A 14345-nucleotide genomic window follows, 5' to 3' on the forward strand; every position below is an offset into this window, starting at 1 on the left:
ATGCTTATGGAAGGCACTTGTCCCGCATCTGTGTCATGCGGGCGGTCAGTTTGTCGTAAATTGTAACGGGCGGGGAGCGATCAGCAGCCGATGATGGCCCGGGCGCGACCGGTGGCGGCCTGGGTATCGACAGCCAGTTTCTTCACTTCCGCCGCTACGACGGAAAAGCCCCGGCCCGCGTCACCAGCCCGCGCGGCTTCGATCGTGGCGTTGAGCGCGAGCAAATTGGTCTGGCGCGCAATGCCGTCGATCGCGTCAACGATGCCGCCGACTTCCCCCAGCACATGTTCGACCACGGCGCGGCGGTCGCTTTCCTGTTGGCGCAGGCGCTGTTCCGCCTCTTCACGCGCGGCGACGGCGCGAATTTCGGGGCTGATGTCGTTGGCGAATTTTATGACGCCGGTCTGCATGCCATCCGGGCCGATGATGGGGTTGTAGCTGCCCCTGATCCAGACCTGGCGACCTTGCGCGTCCAGCCGACAATAGGCGCCGGTGTCGAAACGGCCCGACAGAAGATTGGCCCAGAATGCCGCATAATCGGGCGACTGCGCATAAGTAGGATCGCAGAACATGCGATGATGCTGGCCCTGCACATCATCGAAGCGATAGCCAAAAAGGGCCAGAAAATTATCATTGGCCCCGGTCACGCGGGCATCGCGATCAAAGGTTATGATCGCCGTCGATCGATCGATGGCCCGCCAGACGGAGGCGGCTTCCAGTTCAAGTCCGTGCACGGCATAGCTCCATAATGGAGGGCTATGCCGTGCAGAGGTTAAACTGTCGCTAACCTAGTCCGGAATTACCGATCGCGACGGCCCAGCAGACGCAAGCGCAGCGCGTTCAGCTTGATGAAGCCCGCCGCGTCGCGCTGGTCATAGGCGCCTGCATCATCCTCGAAGGTCACGACCTTTTCGCTGTAGAGCGAGTAAGGCGACTTGCGGCCGACGACATAGACCCCACCCTTGTAGAGCTTCAGGCGGACGGTGCCCGTAACCTTTTCCTGGCTATGGTCGATCGCGGCCTGGAGCATTTCGCGCTCCGGCGAGAACCAGAAGCCGTTATAGATCAGTTCGGCATATTTGGGCGCGAGTTCATCCTTCAGATGCGCGGCGCCCCGGTCGAGCGTCAGTTGCTCGATCCCGCGGTGGGCGAGGTGATAGATGGTGCCGCCCGGCGTTTCATACATGCCGCGCGACTTCATGCCGACGAAGCGGTTCTCGACCAGGTCGAGGCGACCGATGCCATGCTTGCGGCCATAGTCGTTCAGCGTTTCGAGCAGGGTAGCGGGCGACATGCCGACGCCATTGATCGCCACGCCGTCGCCGCGTTCGAAATCGATGGTGATATATTCGGGCGCGTCGGGCGCGTCTTCCGGGTTCACCGTGCGCGAATAGACGTAATCCGGGGTTTCTTCCCACGGATCTTCCAGAACCTTACCTTCCGACGAGGTGTGCAGCATGTTCGCATCGGTCGAGAAGGGGCTTTCGCCACGCTTGTCGCGGGGAATCGGAATTTGGTGCTTTTCGGCGAATTCGATCAGCTTGGTGCGGCTGGTCAGATCCCATTCGCGCCATGGTGCGATCACCTTGATATCGGGGGCCAGGCCATAATAGCCCAGTTCGAAGCGGACCTGGTCGTTGCCCTTGCCGGTCGCGCCATGCGACACCGCGTCGGCGCCCAACTGCTTGGCGATTTCGATCTGGCGCTTGGCGATCAGCGGCCGGGCGATCGAGGTGCCGAGCAGATAGAGGCCTTCATAGAGCGCGTTGGAGCGCATCATCGGGAAGACATAGTCCTTCACGAATTCCTCGCGGAGGTCGTCGATGAAGATATGCTCTTCCTTGACGCCCATCAGGCGCGCTTTGGCGCGGGCCGGTTCCAGCTCCTCGCCCTGCCCCAGGTCGGCGGTGAAGGTCACCACTTCGCACTGATAGGTCTGTTGCAGCCATTTCAGGATCACGCTGGTGTCGAGACCACCGGAAAAGGCAAGGACGATACGGTTGATCTTGTCGGACATGTGCGGGCGAGCCTTCTGCAAAAATGGCGCGGGAATGACCGGCGCGCCGGTAACAGCCAAGCCGCCAAAGCGCAACCAAAGCCGCACAGGAAAAGGGACGGAAAGCCGGTTGGCCTTCCGTCCCTTCTATCAGGTAACGCTGGTGCTTAGCGGGTGCGCGGTTTCAGGAAGCCTGAACGCGTCCCCTGATCGCCGAAGCGATAGACGGTCTGGCTGCGGTCGACTGGCGCCATAGGTGCAGGTTCCGCATGAGTTCGTCTGGGGTGCGGCCGTCGCCACGACGGCCTCCCGCTGGGCAAGCAGATGTTGGGCACGGCGCAGACGCTTCGTCCGGGTAAGGAACGGATTGTCGGCGCTGGGCGCCGCGGCGACCATGGCTTCCAGCGTTGCGTCCCCATGGCTGGTCGACGCCAGGGCCGAACGCGGAGCGACCGGGGCTGGTGCCGCCATCACGGGATCGGAAGCCCTTACAGGGACTGCCATCGGCTCGACATATGCCTCAACCGGCTTATCGGTGCGGCGACGACGCATCAAAGCCGCACCGCCCAGGCCAAGCAGCAGCAGCGCGCCACCGCCCATCGCCCACAGCAGCGCCTGATCGGTGCTTGCGGTGGCTTGCGCGACCGGCGTCGCGGTCGCTACCGGCGCGACAGTCGGCACCGGGGTGGACTCGGCAGCCGGACCTGCTGGCGCTGGCGTCTCGATCGGCGCAACAGACGCAGCGGCAGCAGGTGCCGCAGCGGCGCTACGCGCCGTAGCCGCCGGGCGTTCAGCGGTGCGAACCGCCGCTGGGCGCGGCTTCGCGGCTGCAGTGGCGGCCTGTTCCGCTTCTGCAGCAGCCGTCGCGGCGGCGATGCGCTCTTCAATTGGCGGCGTCGCCTGCACAACCGGCTGGCTGGGTGTAAATTCCGGCGTCGGCGTTGCGGACGGCGCTGCCACGGTCGGCGCGGCAGGCATTGTCATTTCGGGCACCATCACGGTTGGTGAAACCGGCGGCTCAGCAGTCTGGGCAAGCAACGGGGTTGCAGTCAAAGCCAGAACAGCGGCAATCGCGGCCCTGGCGGGGCGGTTTGAGCGAATATTTCCAGTCATAGCAAAGGACCAACGGCCGACTCCGCGATTTAACGCAGGCAGTGGATCAGAATCGCGACGAATTGTGACAGTTCGGGGTCAGGATGAACGAGATGAATAGGCGTTCATCTCAATATGAATGGCTCATTTACAGAATAAGCCGCATATCGTGCCAATAATCACTATAGATATAGTGCGACGCCCTAGCCTTCTTCGGACTCGCGTCTTGCGCCATCCAGCAGGGCGGCGCGGCGCTGCTCTTCCTGCGTATCCGCCAAGCGCTGCGCCTTGGTCCGGCCGAAGCGTGCGCGGTTCTCCTGCGCGACCTGCGCCTTGTCCATGCGCGCCTTCGCCTTGCGCGCCTGCCGCAGATTGACGATGTTGGTCATGATCGGTCTTCCCGTCGCTCCTGTGCCGCGACCCGATCATAAACTTGCGACGGCCGACTTGCCAATCGCCATCCGCTGTCGCCATGGTCGACGCTTCCCGTTCCAGTCCTTCCGCTCCAACATTGCGAAGATCCATGACCAGCATCCACGACGTCGCCGCTCTCGCCCAGGTATCGATCAAAACGGTGTCGCGCGTCGTCAACAAGGCGCCCAATGTCAGTCCCGCATTACAGGCGCGGGTAGACGCCGCGATCAGGCAATTGGGCTATCGCCCCAACCAGTCGGCGCGTCGGCTGGCCGGGGGCAAGTCCTTCATGATCGCCTTCCTCTACAACAACCCCGCGCCCGGCTATGTCAGCCGCATCCAGATCGGCGCGGCCTGGCGCTGCCGCGAACTGGGCTATCATCTGGTGGTGGAGCCGATTTCGCCGGGTGGCGAGGAGCGGTTCGAGGTGCTCGACCGGCTGGTCGCGGCGCTGCGCCCGGACGGCGTGCTGCTGGTGCCGCCACTGTCGGACGACGAAGGGCTGCTGGCCCGGCTGGCGGAGATGAAGTTGCCCTATGCGCGCATCGCCGGATCGGTGGTCGCGGCGAGCTTCACTATCCACACGCCCGAGCGCGCCGCCGGCCGGATGGTGGCCGACCATCTGATCGCGCTGGGCCATCGCCACATCGGCGTCATCACCCCGCCCCCGACCCATCGCGCGGCGCTGCGCCGGGTCGAGGGATTTCGCGACGGGCTGGCGGCGGCGGACATCACGGTCGACGACGCGCTGTTCGTGCAGGGCCGGTTCGATTTCGCGTCCGGCATCGAGGCGGGTGAGGCGTTGCTGGCGCTGCCCCAGCCGCCCAGCGCCATTTTCGCCACCAATGACGAGATGGCGCTGGGCGTGCTGACGCTGGCGCATCGCATCGGGCTGCGCGTGCCGGAGGATCTGTCGGTGACCGGGTTCGACGACACCAGCGCCAGCCTGACATCCTGGCCGCCGCTGACCACCGTGCGCCAGCCGCTGGAGGATATGGGCCGGTCCGTCATCGACGCGCTCGCCAACGGCCCGGTCGATGCACCGGAATTCCTGTTCACGCTGATCGAAAGGGGCAGTTCGGGACCGCCGTCGCCGGGCCGCTGAAACAGCGTGGAGCGGGTAGCGGGGATCGAACCCGCATCACAAGCTTGGAAGGCTAGTGCTCTACCATTGAGCTATACCCGCCCGGCAGGCGGTCGCACTGCCATCATCGGATGGCGCTCGTCAACAGTCCATTGCAGGATAGGACGAAGATCGCCCTTAACCCCCTGCGATATTTCCTCTATCACCGCCCCATGGACAGCCCTTCCCTGCGCCAGTTGGACATATTCGCGCAGATGGTGGCGGCGGGCGGCGTCGTGCGCTGCGCCGATGCGCTGGGCGTCGGCGTGGAGCAGGTGCTGCGCGACCTGGCGTCGCTGGAGATGCGGCTGGGCTATCGCCTGTTCGAGGATCTGGACGGCGACGCGCGGCTGACGCCGGCGGGGCGCAAGACGGCGCAGGCGATGACGCTGCTGAGCGAAGACAGGCCTGCGCCGGTGGAAGAGACGGCACAGGACCGCACGCCCACATCGCCGCCGGCGCCCTCGCCCGCTCCTCCCTTCCCACCACCACCAGAAGCGCCGGAAGAGCCGCCTCGCCAGCTCATTGCCCTCGCCGCGCCGCCGCCTGTCTTCGGGCATTTTCAGGACGCGCTGGCCGCGTTCGAGGCGGCGAACGAGGATATCGCGATCACGTTGGACCTGCATGTCCACACGGCGCAGGACGCGGCGGTGGCACTGGCCAATGGGCGGGCGGACATCGCCTATTTCTATGCGCTGGAGGAGCCGGCCGACCTCAAGTCCCGCTATGGCTGGTCGGAACCGCTCAACCTCTATGCCGATAGCGGCCATCCCCTGGCGCGGGCCGACAGCGTCAGCCGCGACGACCTGTCCATGACGCCGATGCTGTCGCTGGAAACGCGCAGCGGGATGCGCGACATCATCGATGCGGCGCTGGCCAAGGGCCGGGTGCGCAACGTGATGCCGCTGCTGGAAAGCGACAATATGTTCGAGATCATCGCCGCATTGCGCGATGGCGCGGGCTGTTTCGCAGCGTTCGGGACATTGGCCCGCGACCTGGGCCGGATGAGCGGGATCAAGCGGCTGGCGCTGGACATTCCCCTGCCCGCGGTCGAAATTCGCCAGGCTATAGCGCCGCGCGCGGCGGAAAAGCCCGCGGTCGAGGCGTTGGCGGAATTTCTCTTCCTCTGATCAAGCGTGATAATGTCGCGTCGCAGCAAAAATGCGGCGAAACGATCTTGATATGATGTATCATCCTAGATACAGGATCACATAGACCAGAACCAAAGGGTTGATCCTCATGTCCCGCTTTTTGATGCTGCGCGCAGGCTGCGCCGTTACCGCGCTGTGCCTTGCCATGCCCGCTCTTGCCCAGACCACGCCGATTCCGGACGCAGGCGATGCCAGGGACCAGGGGGCCTATCATGACGCGCAGGCCAATATCGTCGTCACCGCGATCATCCCGCGCAAGCAGGGCGACATTTTGTCGGGCACGTCGGTCATCACCGGACAGAAGCTGACGCGGGAACTGCGCTCCACCATCGGCGAGACGCTGGCGCGCCAGCCGGGCGTGTCCGCCACCTCCTTCGGCCCCAATGCGTCGCGCCCCGTGCTGCGCGGCTTTCAGGGGGAGCGGGTGCGCATCCTGACCGACGGAATCGGCAGCTTCGACGTGTCCAACACCTCGGTCGACCATGCCGTGGCGATCAACCCGCTGACCGCCGACCGGATCGAAGTGCTGCGCGGCCCGGCGGCGCTGCTCTACGGATCATCCGCGATCGGCGGCGTGGTCAATGTGATCGACAGCCGCATCCCGCGCCGCGTGCCAGACGAGCCGGTCCATATCGACGCGATCGGCACCTATGGCAGCGCGTCGAACGAGCGCACCGGATCGGGCGAAATCGAAGTCCCTCTAAGCGACAAGTTCGTCGTCCATTTCGACGGCAGCTATACCAAGACCGGCAATCTCGACACGGGCAGCTATATCCTGACCCCGGCGCTGCGCGCGCAGGCCGCGGCGAGCGGCGATCCGGAGATCGAAGGGCTGTCGACCCTGCGCGGCAAGCTGCCCAACAGCGCGGCCGAGACATGGGAGGTTGCGGGCGGCGCGGCGCTGATCACCGATGGCGGCAATCTGGGCTTTTCGGTCGCGCATACCGACAATTTCTATGGCGTGCCGGTGCGTTACGCCACGGAAGCCGGCGGCGAGGCGGAGCAGGTGCGGCTGCACATGAAGCAGGACCGCGTCGATATGCGCGCCGAACTGCCGGTCAATGGCAGCCTGCTGGAATCGATCCGCTTCCGCGCGGGGTTCGCCGATTACCAGCACCAGGAAATCGAGGATACGGGCGCGGTCGGCACGACCTTCTACAACCAGTCGATGGAATCGCGGCTGGAACTGGTGCAGGCCAAGCGCGGCGGATGGGACGGCGCAGTCGGCGCGCAGTATTTCACCCGCAAATTCTATGTCGTGGGGGAAGAGAAATTCCTGCCGCGCAACCAGACCGACCAGATCGGCGTCTTCACGCTCCAGTCGATCGACCTGGGCACGACGCGGGTCGAGGTCGGCGGACGCTTCGAACATACCGATGTCAGCGCCGATGCCGACGCGACGCTGTTCAACCCCTCCTACGACCGCAGCTTCGACACGGTGTCCGGTTCGATCGGGGCGAGCCATGAACTCGCCCCGGGCTGGCGGCTGGGCCTGAACCTGTCGCGTACCGAGCGCGCGCCGTCGGCCGAAGAGCTGTTCGCCCGCGGCAATCATGCCGGCACGCAGGCGTTCGAGGTCGGCAATCCGAATTTCGGCAAGGAGAAGAGCTGGGGCGTCGAAGGCACGCTGCGCGGCCAGGGGGAGGGCTATACGATATCGCTGTCGGCCTATCACAACTGGTTCAGCGGCTATATCTATGACGCGCTGGTCGACGACAGCGCCTGCATGGCGGTGAACGGCGGCGCGGAACTCGATTTCCCCTGCTATCAATATAATCAGGCCGACGCCCGCTATATGGGCTTTGAGGCGGAAACCACGGTCAAGCTGGCGCAGGTCGGCGGCTATGCCATCAATTTGGACGGCGTGGCCGACTATGTCCGCGCGACGATCAAGGGCAATGGCCCGGCGCCGCGCATTCCCCCGCTGCGGCTGCTGGGCGGGCTGGAAGCGCAGGGCGACCGGCTGAGCCTGCGCGGCGAGGTGGAGCATAGTTTCGCCCAGAACCGTACCGCTGTTCGCGAGACCGACACGGACGGTTTCACCCTGGTCAATGCGTCGCTGTCGTGGAAGCCGCTCAAGGGCAATGACCGCACGACGCTGACGCTGTCGGCGAACAATATCTTCGATGTCGAAGCACGCCGCGCGGCGAGCTTCCTCAAAGATTATGCGCCGCTGCCCGGCCGCGACATCCGCCTGACGGCGCGCCTGTCGATCTGATGCTATGCATCGGCCCCTGCACATGTCGCGCAGGGGCCGATTGCGAAAAATGACATTTACGTTACAAGGCGCGGATGGAACGCGTCGGGGGCAAGAGGATAGAACAGGGCATGACCCCAGAGAGGGTCGGCTGATGCGCCAAATTGCCGCCCTGCCCTACAGCACCGCCGCCGACGGATCGATGCAGATCCTGCTCATCACGTCGCGCGAGACGCGACGCTGGGTGATTCCCAAGGGCAATCGCATCAAGGGGCTGGCCGGGCACCGCGCCGCCGAACTGGAAGCCTATGAGGAAGCGGGCATTCACGGCATCGCCTGCCCCGCGCCGCTGGGCCGCTACAGCTATGACAAGCGCAAGCGCAAGGGCGGGTCGCGCGAGGCCACGGTCGAGGTTTTTCCGCTTGCGGTCACCGGCCACCTGACGCAATGGCCCGAACAGGGCCAAAGGGAGCTGCGTTGGTTCCCCGTCGCCGAAGCCGCAAAAGCGGTCGACGAACCCGACCTGCAATCGATCATCGCAGCCTTCCGCGAACCGCCCGCCGATCCGGGCTGGTTCCTGCGGCTGCTGCTGGCGATCCGCGACAGACAGAATGAAAGGACTGGAATGCTCCGCTGGTTTCACGCGCTGATGCCCAAGCAGGGGCGGTTCTTCGAACAATTCGAGGATCATGCCGCGACCCTGGTGTTCGGCGCCGACGCGCTGGCCAAGCTGTTGAAGGGCGGCCCCGACATGGCGGCGCATATCAAGGAGATTTCGGACCGCGAGCATGAGGCGGACGACATCATCCGCGACGTGCTGCAGGACGTCCGCCGCATCTTCGTGACGCCGTTCGACCGCAGCGCGATCACCGGCCTGATCGGCGTGATGGACGACGCGATCGACCAGATGAACCAGACCGCCAAGGCGATCGCGCTGTACGAGGTCAAGGACTTCGCGCCGCAGATGCAGGATATGAGCGCGCTGATCGTCGAATGCGCGCGCATCACCGCCGAGGCGATGCCGCTGCTGCGCTCGCTCAACCTGAATTCCACGCGGTTGCATGATTTGACCGAGCGGCTGGTGAAGCTGGAGGGCCATGCCGACATATTGCACGAAGCCGGGCTGAAGGCGCTGTTCCAGCAGGCGCAGGCCGGCAACACGATGGACTTCATCGTCGGCAACGAGATTTACAGCCATCTGGAAAAGGTCACCGACCGGTTCGAGGATGTCGCGAACGAGATTTCCGGCCTGGTCATAGACCACGCCTGATCACGCAACAGTTTCATGGACCCCATCGCCCTCCCCCTGCTGATCGCGCTGATCGGTGTCGCCCTGCTGTTCGATTTCCTGAACGGCCTGCACGACGCCGCCAACTCGATCGCGACCATCGTGTCGACCCGCGTATTGAAGCCGCAATATGCGGTCGCCTGGGCCGCCTTCTTCAACTTTATCGCCTTCCTCTTCTTCGGCCTGCATGTCGCCGAAACGGTGGGCAAGGGCATTGTCGACGCCAGCATCATAGATCCGCAGGTGATCTTCGGCGCGCTGATGGGGGCCATCGCCTGGAACCTCATCACCTGGGGGCTGGGTATACCGTCTTCCTCCAGCCATGCGCTGATCGGCGGACTGCTGGGCGCGGGGACCGCCAAGGCGGGACTGGGCGCGGTGGTGTGGAGCGGGGTGTTCAAGACCAGCGCGGCGATCGTGATATCGCCCGCGGTCGGGCTGTTCCTGGCGCTGATGCTGGTCCTGCTCATAAGCTGGATCTTCCGCAGGTTCACGCCGCAGGGCGCGGACAGCGTGTTCCGCAAGCTCCAGCTTGTCTCCGCTTCGCTCTATTCTCTGGGCCATGGCGGCAATGACGCGCAGAAGACGATGGGGATCATCGCGGTCCTGCTCTATTCGCAGGGGATGCTGACCGGCGGTTTCCATGTCCCGCTGTGGGTGGTGCTGAGCTGCCAGGCGGCGATGGGCCTGGGCACTTTGCTGGGCGGATGGAAGATCGTCCACACCATGGGATCGAAGATCACGCGCCTGACCCCGGCCCAGGGCTTTTGCGCGGAAACTGGCGGCGCGATCACTTTGTTCATGGCGACCCATCTGGGCATTCCGGTGTCCACCACCCACACCATCACCGGCGCGATCGTCGGCGTGGGCGCGTCGCGGCGGCTGTCGGCGGTCCGGTGGAACGTGGCGTCGAGCATCATCGTCGCCTGGGTGGTCACCCTGCCGGCCAGCGCCACGATCGGGGCGCTGTTCTACTGGATGACGCGGTTCTTCTGACACAGCCTGTTCCCGCGCAGGCGGGAACAGATTATTTCAATGGATAGGCGAAAGGGCGCGGGGATGATCCCGCGCCCTTTGTCGTTCAGTCAATGCGGCTGGTTACGCGACCCGGCCGAGGCGGTGGTAGAGATTGGCATATTTGACCGACTCCGGCTGGTCCTGAACCTCACGCAGATAATGGGCGATGGCGGTGCGGATCAGGCCGAAATCCTCCTGAGAGAAAACGGCGCGCGAACGGGTCGGCTCGCGGGTCTGTGCGATCGTATCGGTGGTCATATATGTGTCCTTCGCGGCTGCGCCCGTCGGGGCTGATGGACACCGAGTTAGACAGGTGAATCGCATTTTATAAGGCCGATGAGTGGCCCGAAGTCACAATCCTATTTGGTCATAATGTCATTCTATGACATTATGACCTTATGGCAGAACTGACCGACCGCAAACTCTATCTTGGCCCCAAGTTACGCGTGCTGCGCCGCGAACTGGGACTGAACCAGACGCAAATGGCGGAGGAACTGGGCGTGTCGCCCAGCTATCTCAACCATCTGGAGCGCAACCAGCGGCCATTGACCGCGCAGATGCTGCTGCGGCTGGCCAATACCTATGACATCGATATTCGCGATTTCACGGCGCAGGCGCAGGAGGGCGGCCCCGGCGAACTGAGTGAAATCCTGTCCGACGCGCTGGTGCGCGACATTGGCATCGCCCGTGACGAGGTGCTGGAGGTCGCGGAAAATTATCCCGGCGTCAGCGAGGCGATCGCTCGTTTCTACCGTGCGCTGAGCGACCTGCGGCGAATGCCGGGCGAGGCACTGGCGCGGGGCGACGGTGGCCCTGTCCCGCTGGTCGCGCCGGTCGACTGGCTGCGCGAGATGATCGCGCGGGCGGGCAATCATTTTGCCGAGATCGACGCGGGGGCGGAGGCGATCGCCGCCGCCCTGCCCGACGACCCCCTATTGTTGCAGGCGGAGTTGCGCACGCGGCTGAAGGACCGGCACGGCATGGCGTGCCAGGTGGTGCGCGGCGACGTGCTGGCGGACAGGCTGCGCCATTATGACATGCACCGGCGACGGGTGATGCTGAGCGAACGACTACGCCCGTCGGGCCGCCTGTTCGCCATCGCCTATCATCTGTGCGCGCAGGAACTGGCCGACGCGATCACCGCCCAGATCGCCCGCGCCGCGCCGCCCGACGAGGACAGCCGCCGCCTGGCCAGCATGGCGCTGACCAACTATGCCGCCGCGGCGCTCATCATGCCCTATGACCGTTTCCGGCAGGCGGCCGAGCAGAGTCGGCACGACCTGCCCCTGTTGCGCGACCGGTTCGGGGTGTCGACCGAGCAGCTCGCCCACCGCCTGACCAGCCTCAACCGCACCGGCGCGCGGGGCATCCCCTTCTTCATGGCGAAGGTCGACCGGGCCGGGATCGTGTCCAAGCGGTTCGATGGCGAGGCCTGGCCCTTCGCCCGCTACGGCGGCACTTGCCCGCGCTGGGACGCGCATGGCGTACAGGAGGCGGATCGGGTCGCACCGCAGTTGATCGAGACGCTGGACGGCAAGCGCTTCCTGACGCTGGCGATCGGACTGTCGCCGGGGGCGGCGCGCGGCCGGTCGGTCATCGCGCTGGGGTGCGAGGCCAAACATGCGGGCCGGATCGCCCATGCCGACGGAATCGACGTGGACCGGGGCGAAGCGACCGGGATCGGCCCGACCTGTCCTTTGTGCGAACGCCGCGCCTGCCCCGACCGCGCGCTGCCGCCGGTCACGCGCGCGCTCGACCTGCACAGCTATGAGCGCACCGTGGCGCCCTTCCCGTTCAGGCGGGTGTAGCCCTGTCGGCGGGCGAGACGGGCCAGCCTTTCTTGAGGTGGCGGGACAGGAAGTCGAGGCAGGAGCGGACCTTGGCCATCTCGCCCTGGCCCGGCACATAGAGCGCGACGATCGAGGCGGCGGGCAGCGCGACATCCGGCAGCAATTGCTGCAACCGGCCCGCATCCAGATCATCCGCCACTTCCCAGAGCGACTTGATGACGATGCCTGCGCCGTCCAGCGCCCAGGCGCGCGCCATGTCGCCATCATTGGTGCTGAGGGTCACCCGTGGCCCATTGCCGCTGCCGACGACGGAGCGCCATAGTTCCTGCTGTGCCTCGCCCACCACGATATTGTCATGGACCGACAGGTCGCCGATGGCGCCAGGGTACCCGCGCCGGTTGAGATAGGCGGGCGCGGCGCACAGCAGCCGCGGATTGTCGGTCAGCCGCTTCATGGTAAGGGCGGAATCGGGCGGCGGATCGAAACAGATCGCGATGTCATGGCCGGTTTCCACGATGTTGGTCGCCTGCGCGGCGGTTTCCAGATGGATCGCGACATCGGGGTGCAAGGCCGCATAATGGCGGAACAGCGGCGCGAGACGCATCCGCGCCGCGCCGATCGTCGTCACCACCCGCAGCAGCCCGGTCGCCTCCGTCGCGCGGCGCATGACGTCGGTTTCCACATCGTCGATCGCATTTAGCGCCCGCCCCGCCCGGTCGTAGAGCAGCGAGCCTTCCTCCGTCAGCGACAGGTGGCGGCTGTTGCGGCGGATCAGCATCACCCCCAGCCGCGCCTCCAGTTGCGACAGGCGACGACTGGTCGCCGCGAGCGAGAGGCCCAGGCGACGCGCCGCTTCGGACAGCGTGCCGGATTCGGCGATCTTCACGAAGGATTCGATTTCGGCAAAACGATCGGGCATCGCATCAAGCTAGGGAAGCGATGCTGCAACGCAATAGATCGCCTATTGCAGAACCGTATGCTTTCATTGCTCCGTCTCTGGAAACCCGCTTTTTTGTAAGGCTTTCTTGCTGGATTTCAGGCCATGCAACATTGGCTTGCGCCTGACGCAGACGGTTGACCGCAGCTTTTGCAGCGCATCATTTTACAGGCGTTTCCCGCAATTCATCACGGAGTATCCGCCCATGTCGATGCTGAGCCCGCGCTACCCGAAGGCCGATCCGCCAATGGCCTGGAACGATATCGAAGCGCTGCCCATCTATGCCGCCATGCTGCTGGGGTTGATCTGCCTTGGCTTCGCGCTGACCGATACCACGCCGTCCATCCATGCCGCGACGCTGAAGGCGGTCGGCATCGTCGGTAGCCTGGCGCTGCGCCATGCCTGGCTGAAACTGGACGATGAGGGCGGCGACGCCCTTTAGAGACAGATCATGATCGTTGGACGCTCCCCCCGCATCCGCCAGAGTTTCGAGAAAGCCTGGAGCGCGCTGATCGCGCTGTTCTTCTGGGACCTGGCGGTCACCATCTTCTATTATATCTCGCCCTTCCGCGCGCCTGCTCTGCCGCTGACCATATTCGGCACGGCGCTGGCGCTGGTGCTGGGGTTCCGCGTCAACAGCGCCTATCAGCGCTGGTGGGAAGGCCGCATCCTGTGGGGCGCGATGGTCAATGTGTCGCGCAGCTTCGCACGCGCGATCCTCGCCTATCTGCCCGATACGGCAGAGGGACGGGCGATGGCGACGATGCTGGTGAAGCGCCATGTCGCCTATGTCCATGCGCTGCGCCGCCAGTTGCGGCGGGAAGATCCCGCGTCCGACATGCGGCGGGTGCTGGGGGACGACCCCGTGCCCGAACTGGATCGCCGCAACCCGGCCAACGGCATGCTGGACGGGTCGGACCGACAGGTTATGGACGCGGTGCGGCGCGGCTGGATCGACACCATCCAGCAAAGCCGGATCGAAGCCCTGCTGGTCGACATGTCCAACGCGCAGGGCGGAATGGAGCGGATCAAGAACACGCCGCTGCCCGCGCAATATCGCGCCTTCCCCAAATATTTCACCCGCCTTTTCTGCATCCTGTTGCCCGTGGGGCTGGTCGAGACGCTGGGGATGGCGACGCCGATCGGGTCGGCGGCGGCGGGCTTCATGTTCCTGGCCGTGCTGCAGATCGGCGACGACCTGGTCGATCCTTTCGGCAACGATGTCCATGACCTGCCGCTGACCAGCATCACCACCACGATCGAGGCGGATCTCAATCAGGCGATCGGCCTGCCCGCTCCGCCGCCGCTAGAGCCGGTCGATGGCGTACTGTGGTGACGCG

14 protein-coding genes and 1 tRNA gene are annotated in these 14345 nt (G+C 64.9%); 8 read left to right on the forward strand and 7 right to left on the reverse strand.

Annotated elements, in window-relative coordinates; all coding sequences use genetic code 11:
• Positions 1 to 80: 80 nt before the first annotated feature.
• The 4 genes from ABT375_RS09490 to ABT375_RS09505 all read right to left on the reverse strand — a co-directional run bounded on the left by ABT375_RS09490 (position 81) and on the right by ABT375_RS09505 (position 3477).
• The gene (locus ABT375_RS09490) at positions 81 to 734 is read right to left on the reverse strand and encodes a methyl-accepting chemotaxis protein (RefSeq protein WP_416462264.1); all 654 of its coding nucleotides are present in this window, start codon (positions 732 to 734) and stop codon (positions 81 to 83) included.
• A 65-nt stretch (positions 735 to 799) separates the two neighbouring features.
• The gene (locus tag ABT375_RS09495; RefSeq protein WP_416462265.1) at positions 800 to 2017 is read right to left on the reverse strand and encodes an argininosuccinate synthase; all 1218 of its coding nucleotides are present in this window, start codon (positions 2015 to 2017) and stop codon (positions 800 to 802) included.
• A 129-nt stretch (positions 2018 to 2146) separates the two neighbouring features.
• Complete coding sequence (locus tag ABT375_RS09500) at positions 2147 to 2980, reverse strand: hypothetical protein (RefSeq protein ID WP_416462266.1); 834 nt, start codon at positions 2978 to 2980, stop codon at positions 2147 to 2149.
• Between the two features lie 311 nt (positions 2981 to 3291).
• Positions 3292 to 3477 carry a DUF4169 family protein gene (locus ABT375_RS09505; protein WP_224550494.1) on the reverse strand — a complete coding sequence of 62 codons (186 nt, stop codon included), beginning with the start codon at positions 3475 to 3477 and terminating at the stop codon, positions 3292 to 3294.
• Between the two features lie 134 nt (positions 3478 to 3611).
• Between ABT375_RS09505 and ABT375_RS09510 the strand changes: the two genes are divergently transcribed.
• A complete protein-coding gene (locus tag ABT375_RS09510) occupies positions 3612 to 4607 on the forward strand; it encodes a LacI family DNA-binding transcriptional regulator (RefSeq protein ID WP_416462267.1) in 996 nt (331 codons plus the stop codon).
• A 7-nt stretch (positions 4608 to 4614) separates the two neighbouring features.
• On the opposite strand, the gene ABT375_RS09515 is transcribed toward ABT375_RS09510, so the two are convergent.
• A tRNA-Gly gene (locus tag ABT375_RS09515) sits at positions 4615 to 4688 on the reverse strand.
• Positions 4689 to 4798: 110 nt separating this feature from the next.
• Here ABT375_RS09515 and ABT375_RS09520 point away from each other — a divergent pair.
• The 4 genes from ABT375_RS09520 (at position 4799) to ABT375_RS09535 (ending at position 10257) form a co-directional block, all read left to right on the forward strand.
• Entirely contained in the window at positions 4799 to 5755 is a 957-nt protein-coding gene (locus tag ABT375_RS09520) for a LysR family transcriptional regulator (protein WP_416462268.1), read from the forward strand.
• Positions 5756 to 5864: 109 nt separating this feature from the next.
• Entirely contained in the window at positions 5865 to 7994 is a 2130-nt protein-coding gene (locus ABT375_RS09525) for a TonB-dependent receptor (RefSeq protein ID WP_416462269.1), read from the forward strand.
• Between the two features lie 133 nt (positions 7995 to 8127).
• Positions 8128 to 9243, forward strand: a complete 1116-nt coding sequence (locus ABT375_RS09530) for a DUF47 family protein (protein ID WP_224550490.1) — start codon at positions 8128 to 8130, stop codon at positions 9241 to 9243.
• Positions 9244 to 9258: 15 nt separating this feature from the next.
• Positions 9259 to 10257: an anion permease gene (locus tag ABT375_RS09535; protein WP_416462270.1), complete on the forward strand. Its 999-nt coding sequence runs from the start codon at positions 9259 to 9261 to the stop codon at positions 10255 to 10257.
• Positions 10258 to 10359: 102 nt separating this feature from the next.
• On the opposite strand, the gene ABT375_RS09540 is transcribed toward ABT375_RS09535, so the two are convergent.
• Positions 10360 to 10536, reverse strand: a complete 177-nt coding sequence (locus ABT375_RS09540) for a hypothetical protein (RefSeq protein WP_416462271.1) — start codon at positions 10534 to 10536, stop codon at positions 10360 to 10362.
• 140 nt (positions 10537 to 10676) lie between these two features.
• Here ABT375_RS09540 and ABT375_RS09545 point away from each other — a divergent pair, with 140 nt between their 5' ends.
• Positions 10677 to 12086 (forward strand): helix-turn-helix domain-containing protein, encoded by a 1410-nt coding sequence (locus ABT375_RS09545; RefSeq protein ID WP_416462272.1) that lies wholly within the window; start codon positions 10677 to 10679, stop codon positions 12084 to 12086.
• Here ABT375_RS09545 and ABT375_RS09550 read toward each other — a convergent pair.
• Positions 12073 to 12987: a LysR family transcriptional regulator gene (locus tag ABT375_RS09550; RefSeq protein WP_416462273.1), complete on the reverse strand. Its 915-nt coding sequence runs from the start codon at positions 12985 to 12987 to the stop codon at positions 12073 to 12075. The two genes, ABT375_RS09545 and ABT375_RS09550, sit on opposite strands and share 14 nt — an antisense overlap.
• 223 nt (positions 12988 to 13210) lie before the next feature.
• Here ABT375_RS09550 and ABT375_RS09555 point away from each other — a divergent pair, with 223 nt between their 5' ends.
• A complete protein-coding gene (locus ABT375_RS09555; RefSeq protein WP_224550485.1) occupies positions 13211 to 13447 on the forward strand; it encodes a hypothetical protein in 237 nt (78 codons plus the stop codon).
• 9 nt (positions 13448 to 13456) lie between these two features.
• Positions 13457 to 14341, forward strand: coding sequence for a bestrophin family protein (locus tag ABT375_RS09560; RefSeq protein ID WP_416462274.1), 885 nt, complete (start codon positions 13457 to 13459; stop codon positions 14339 to 14341).
• The last annotated feature ends 4 nt before the right edge of the window (positions 14342 to 14345 follow it).

It is taken from the genome of Sphingomonas sp. VDB2, assembly GCF_047946695.1.
GTDB classification, from domain to species: domain Bacteria; phylum Pseudomonadota; class Alphaproteobacteria; order Sphingomonadales; family Sphingomonadaceae; genus Sphingobium; species Sphingobium bisphenolicum.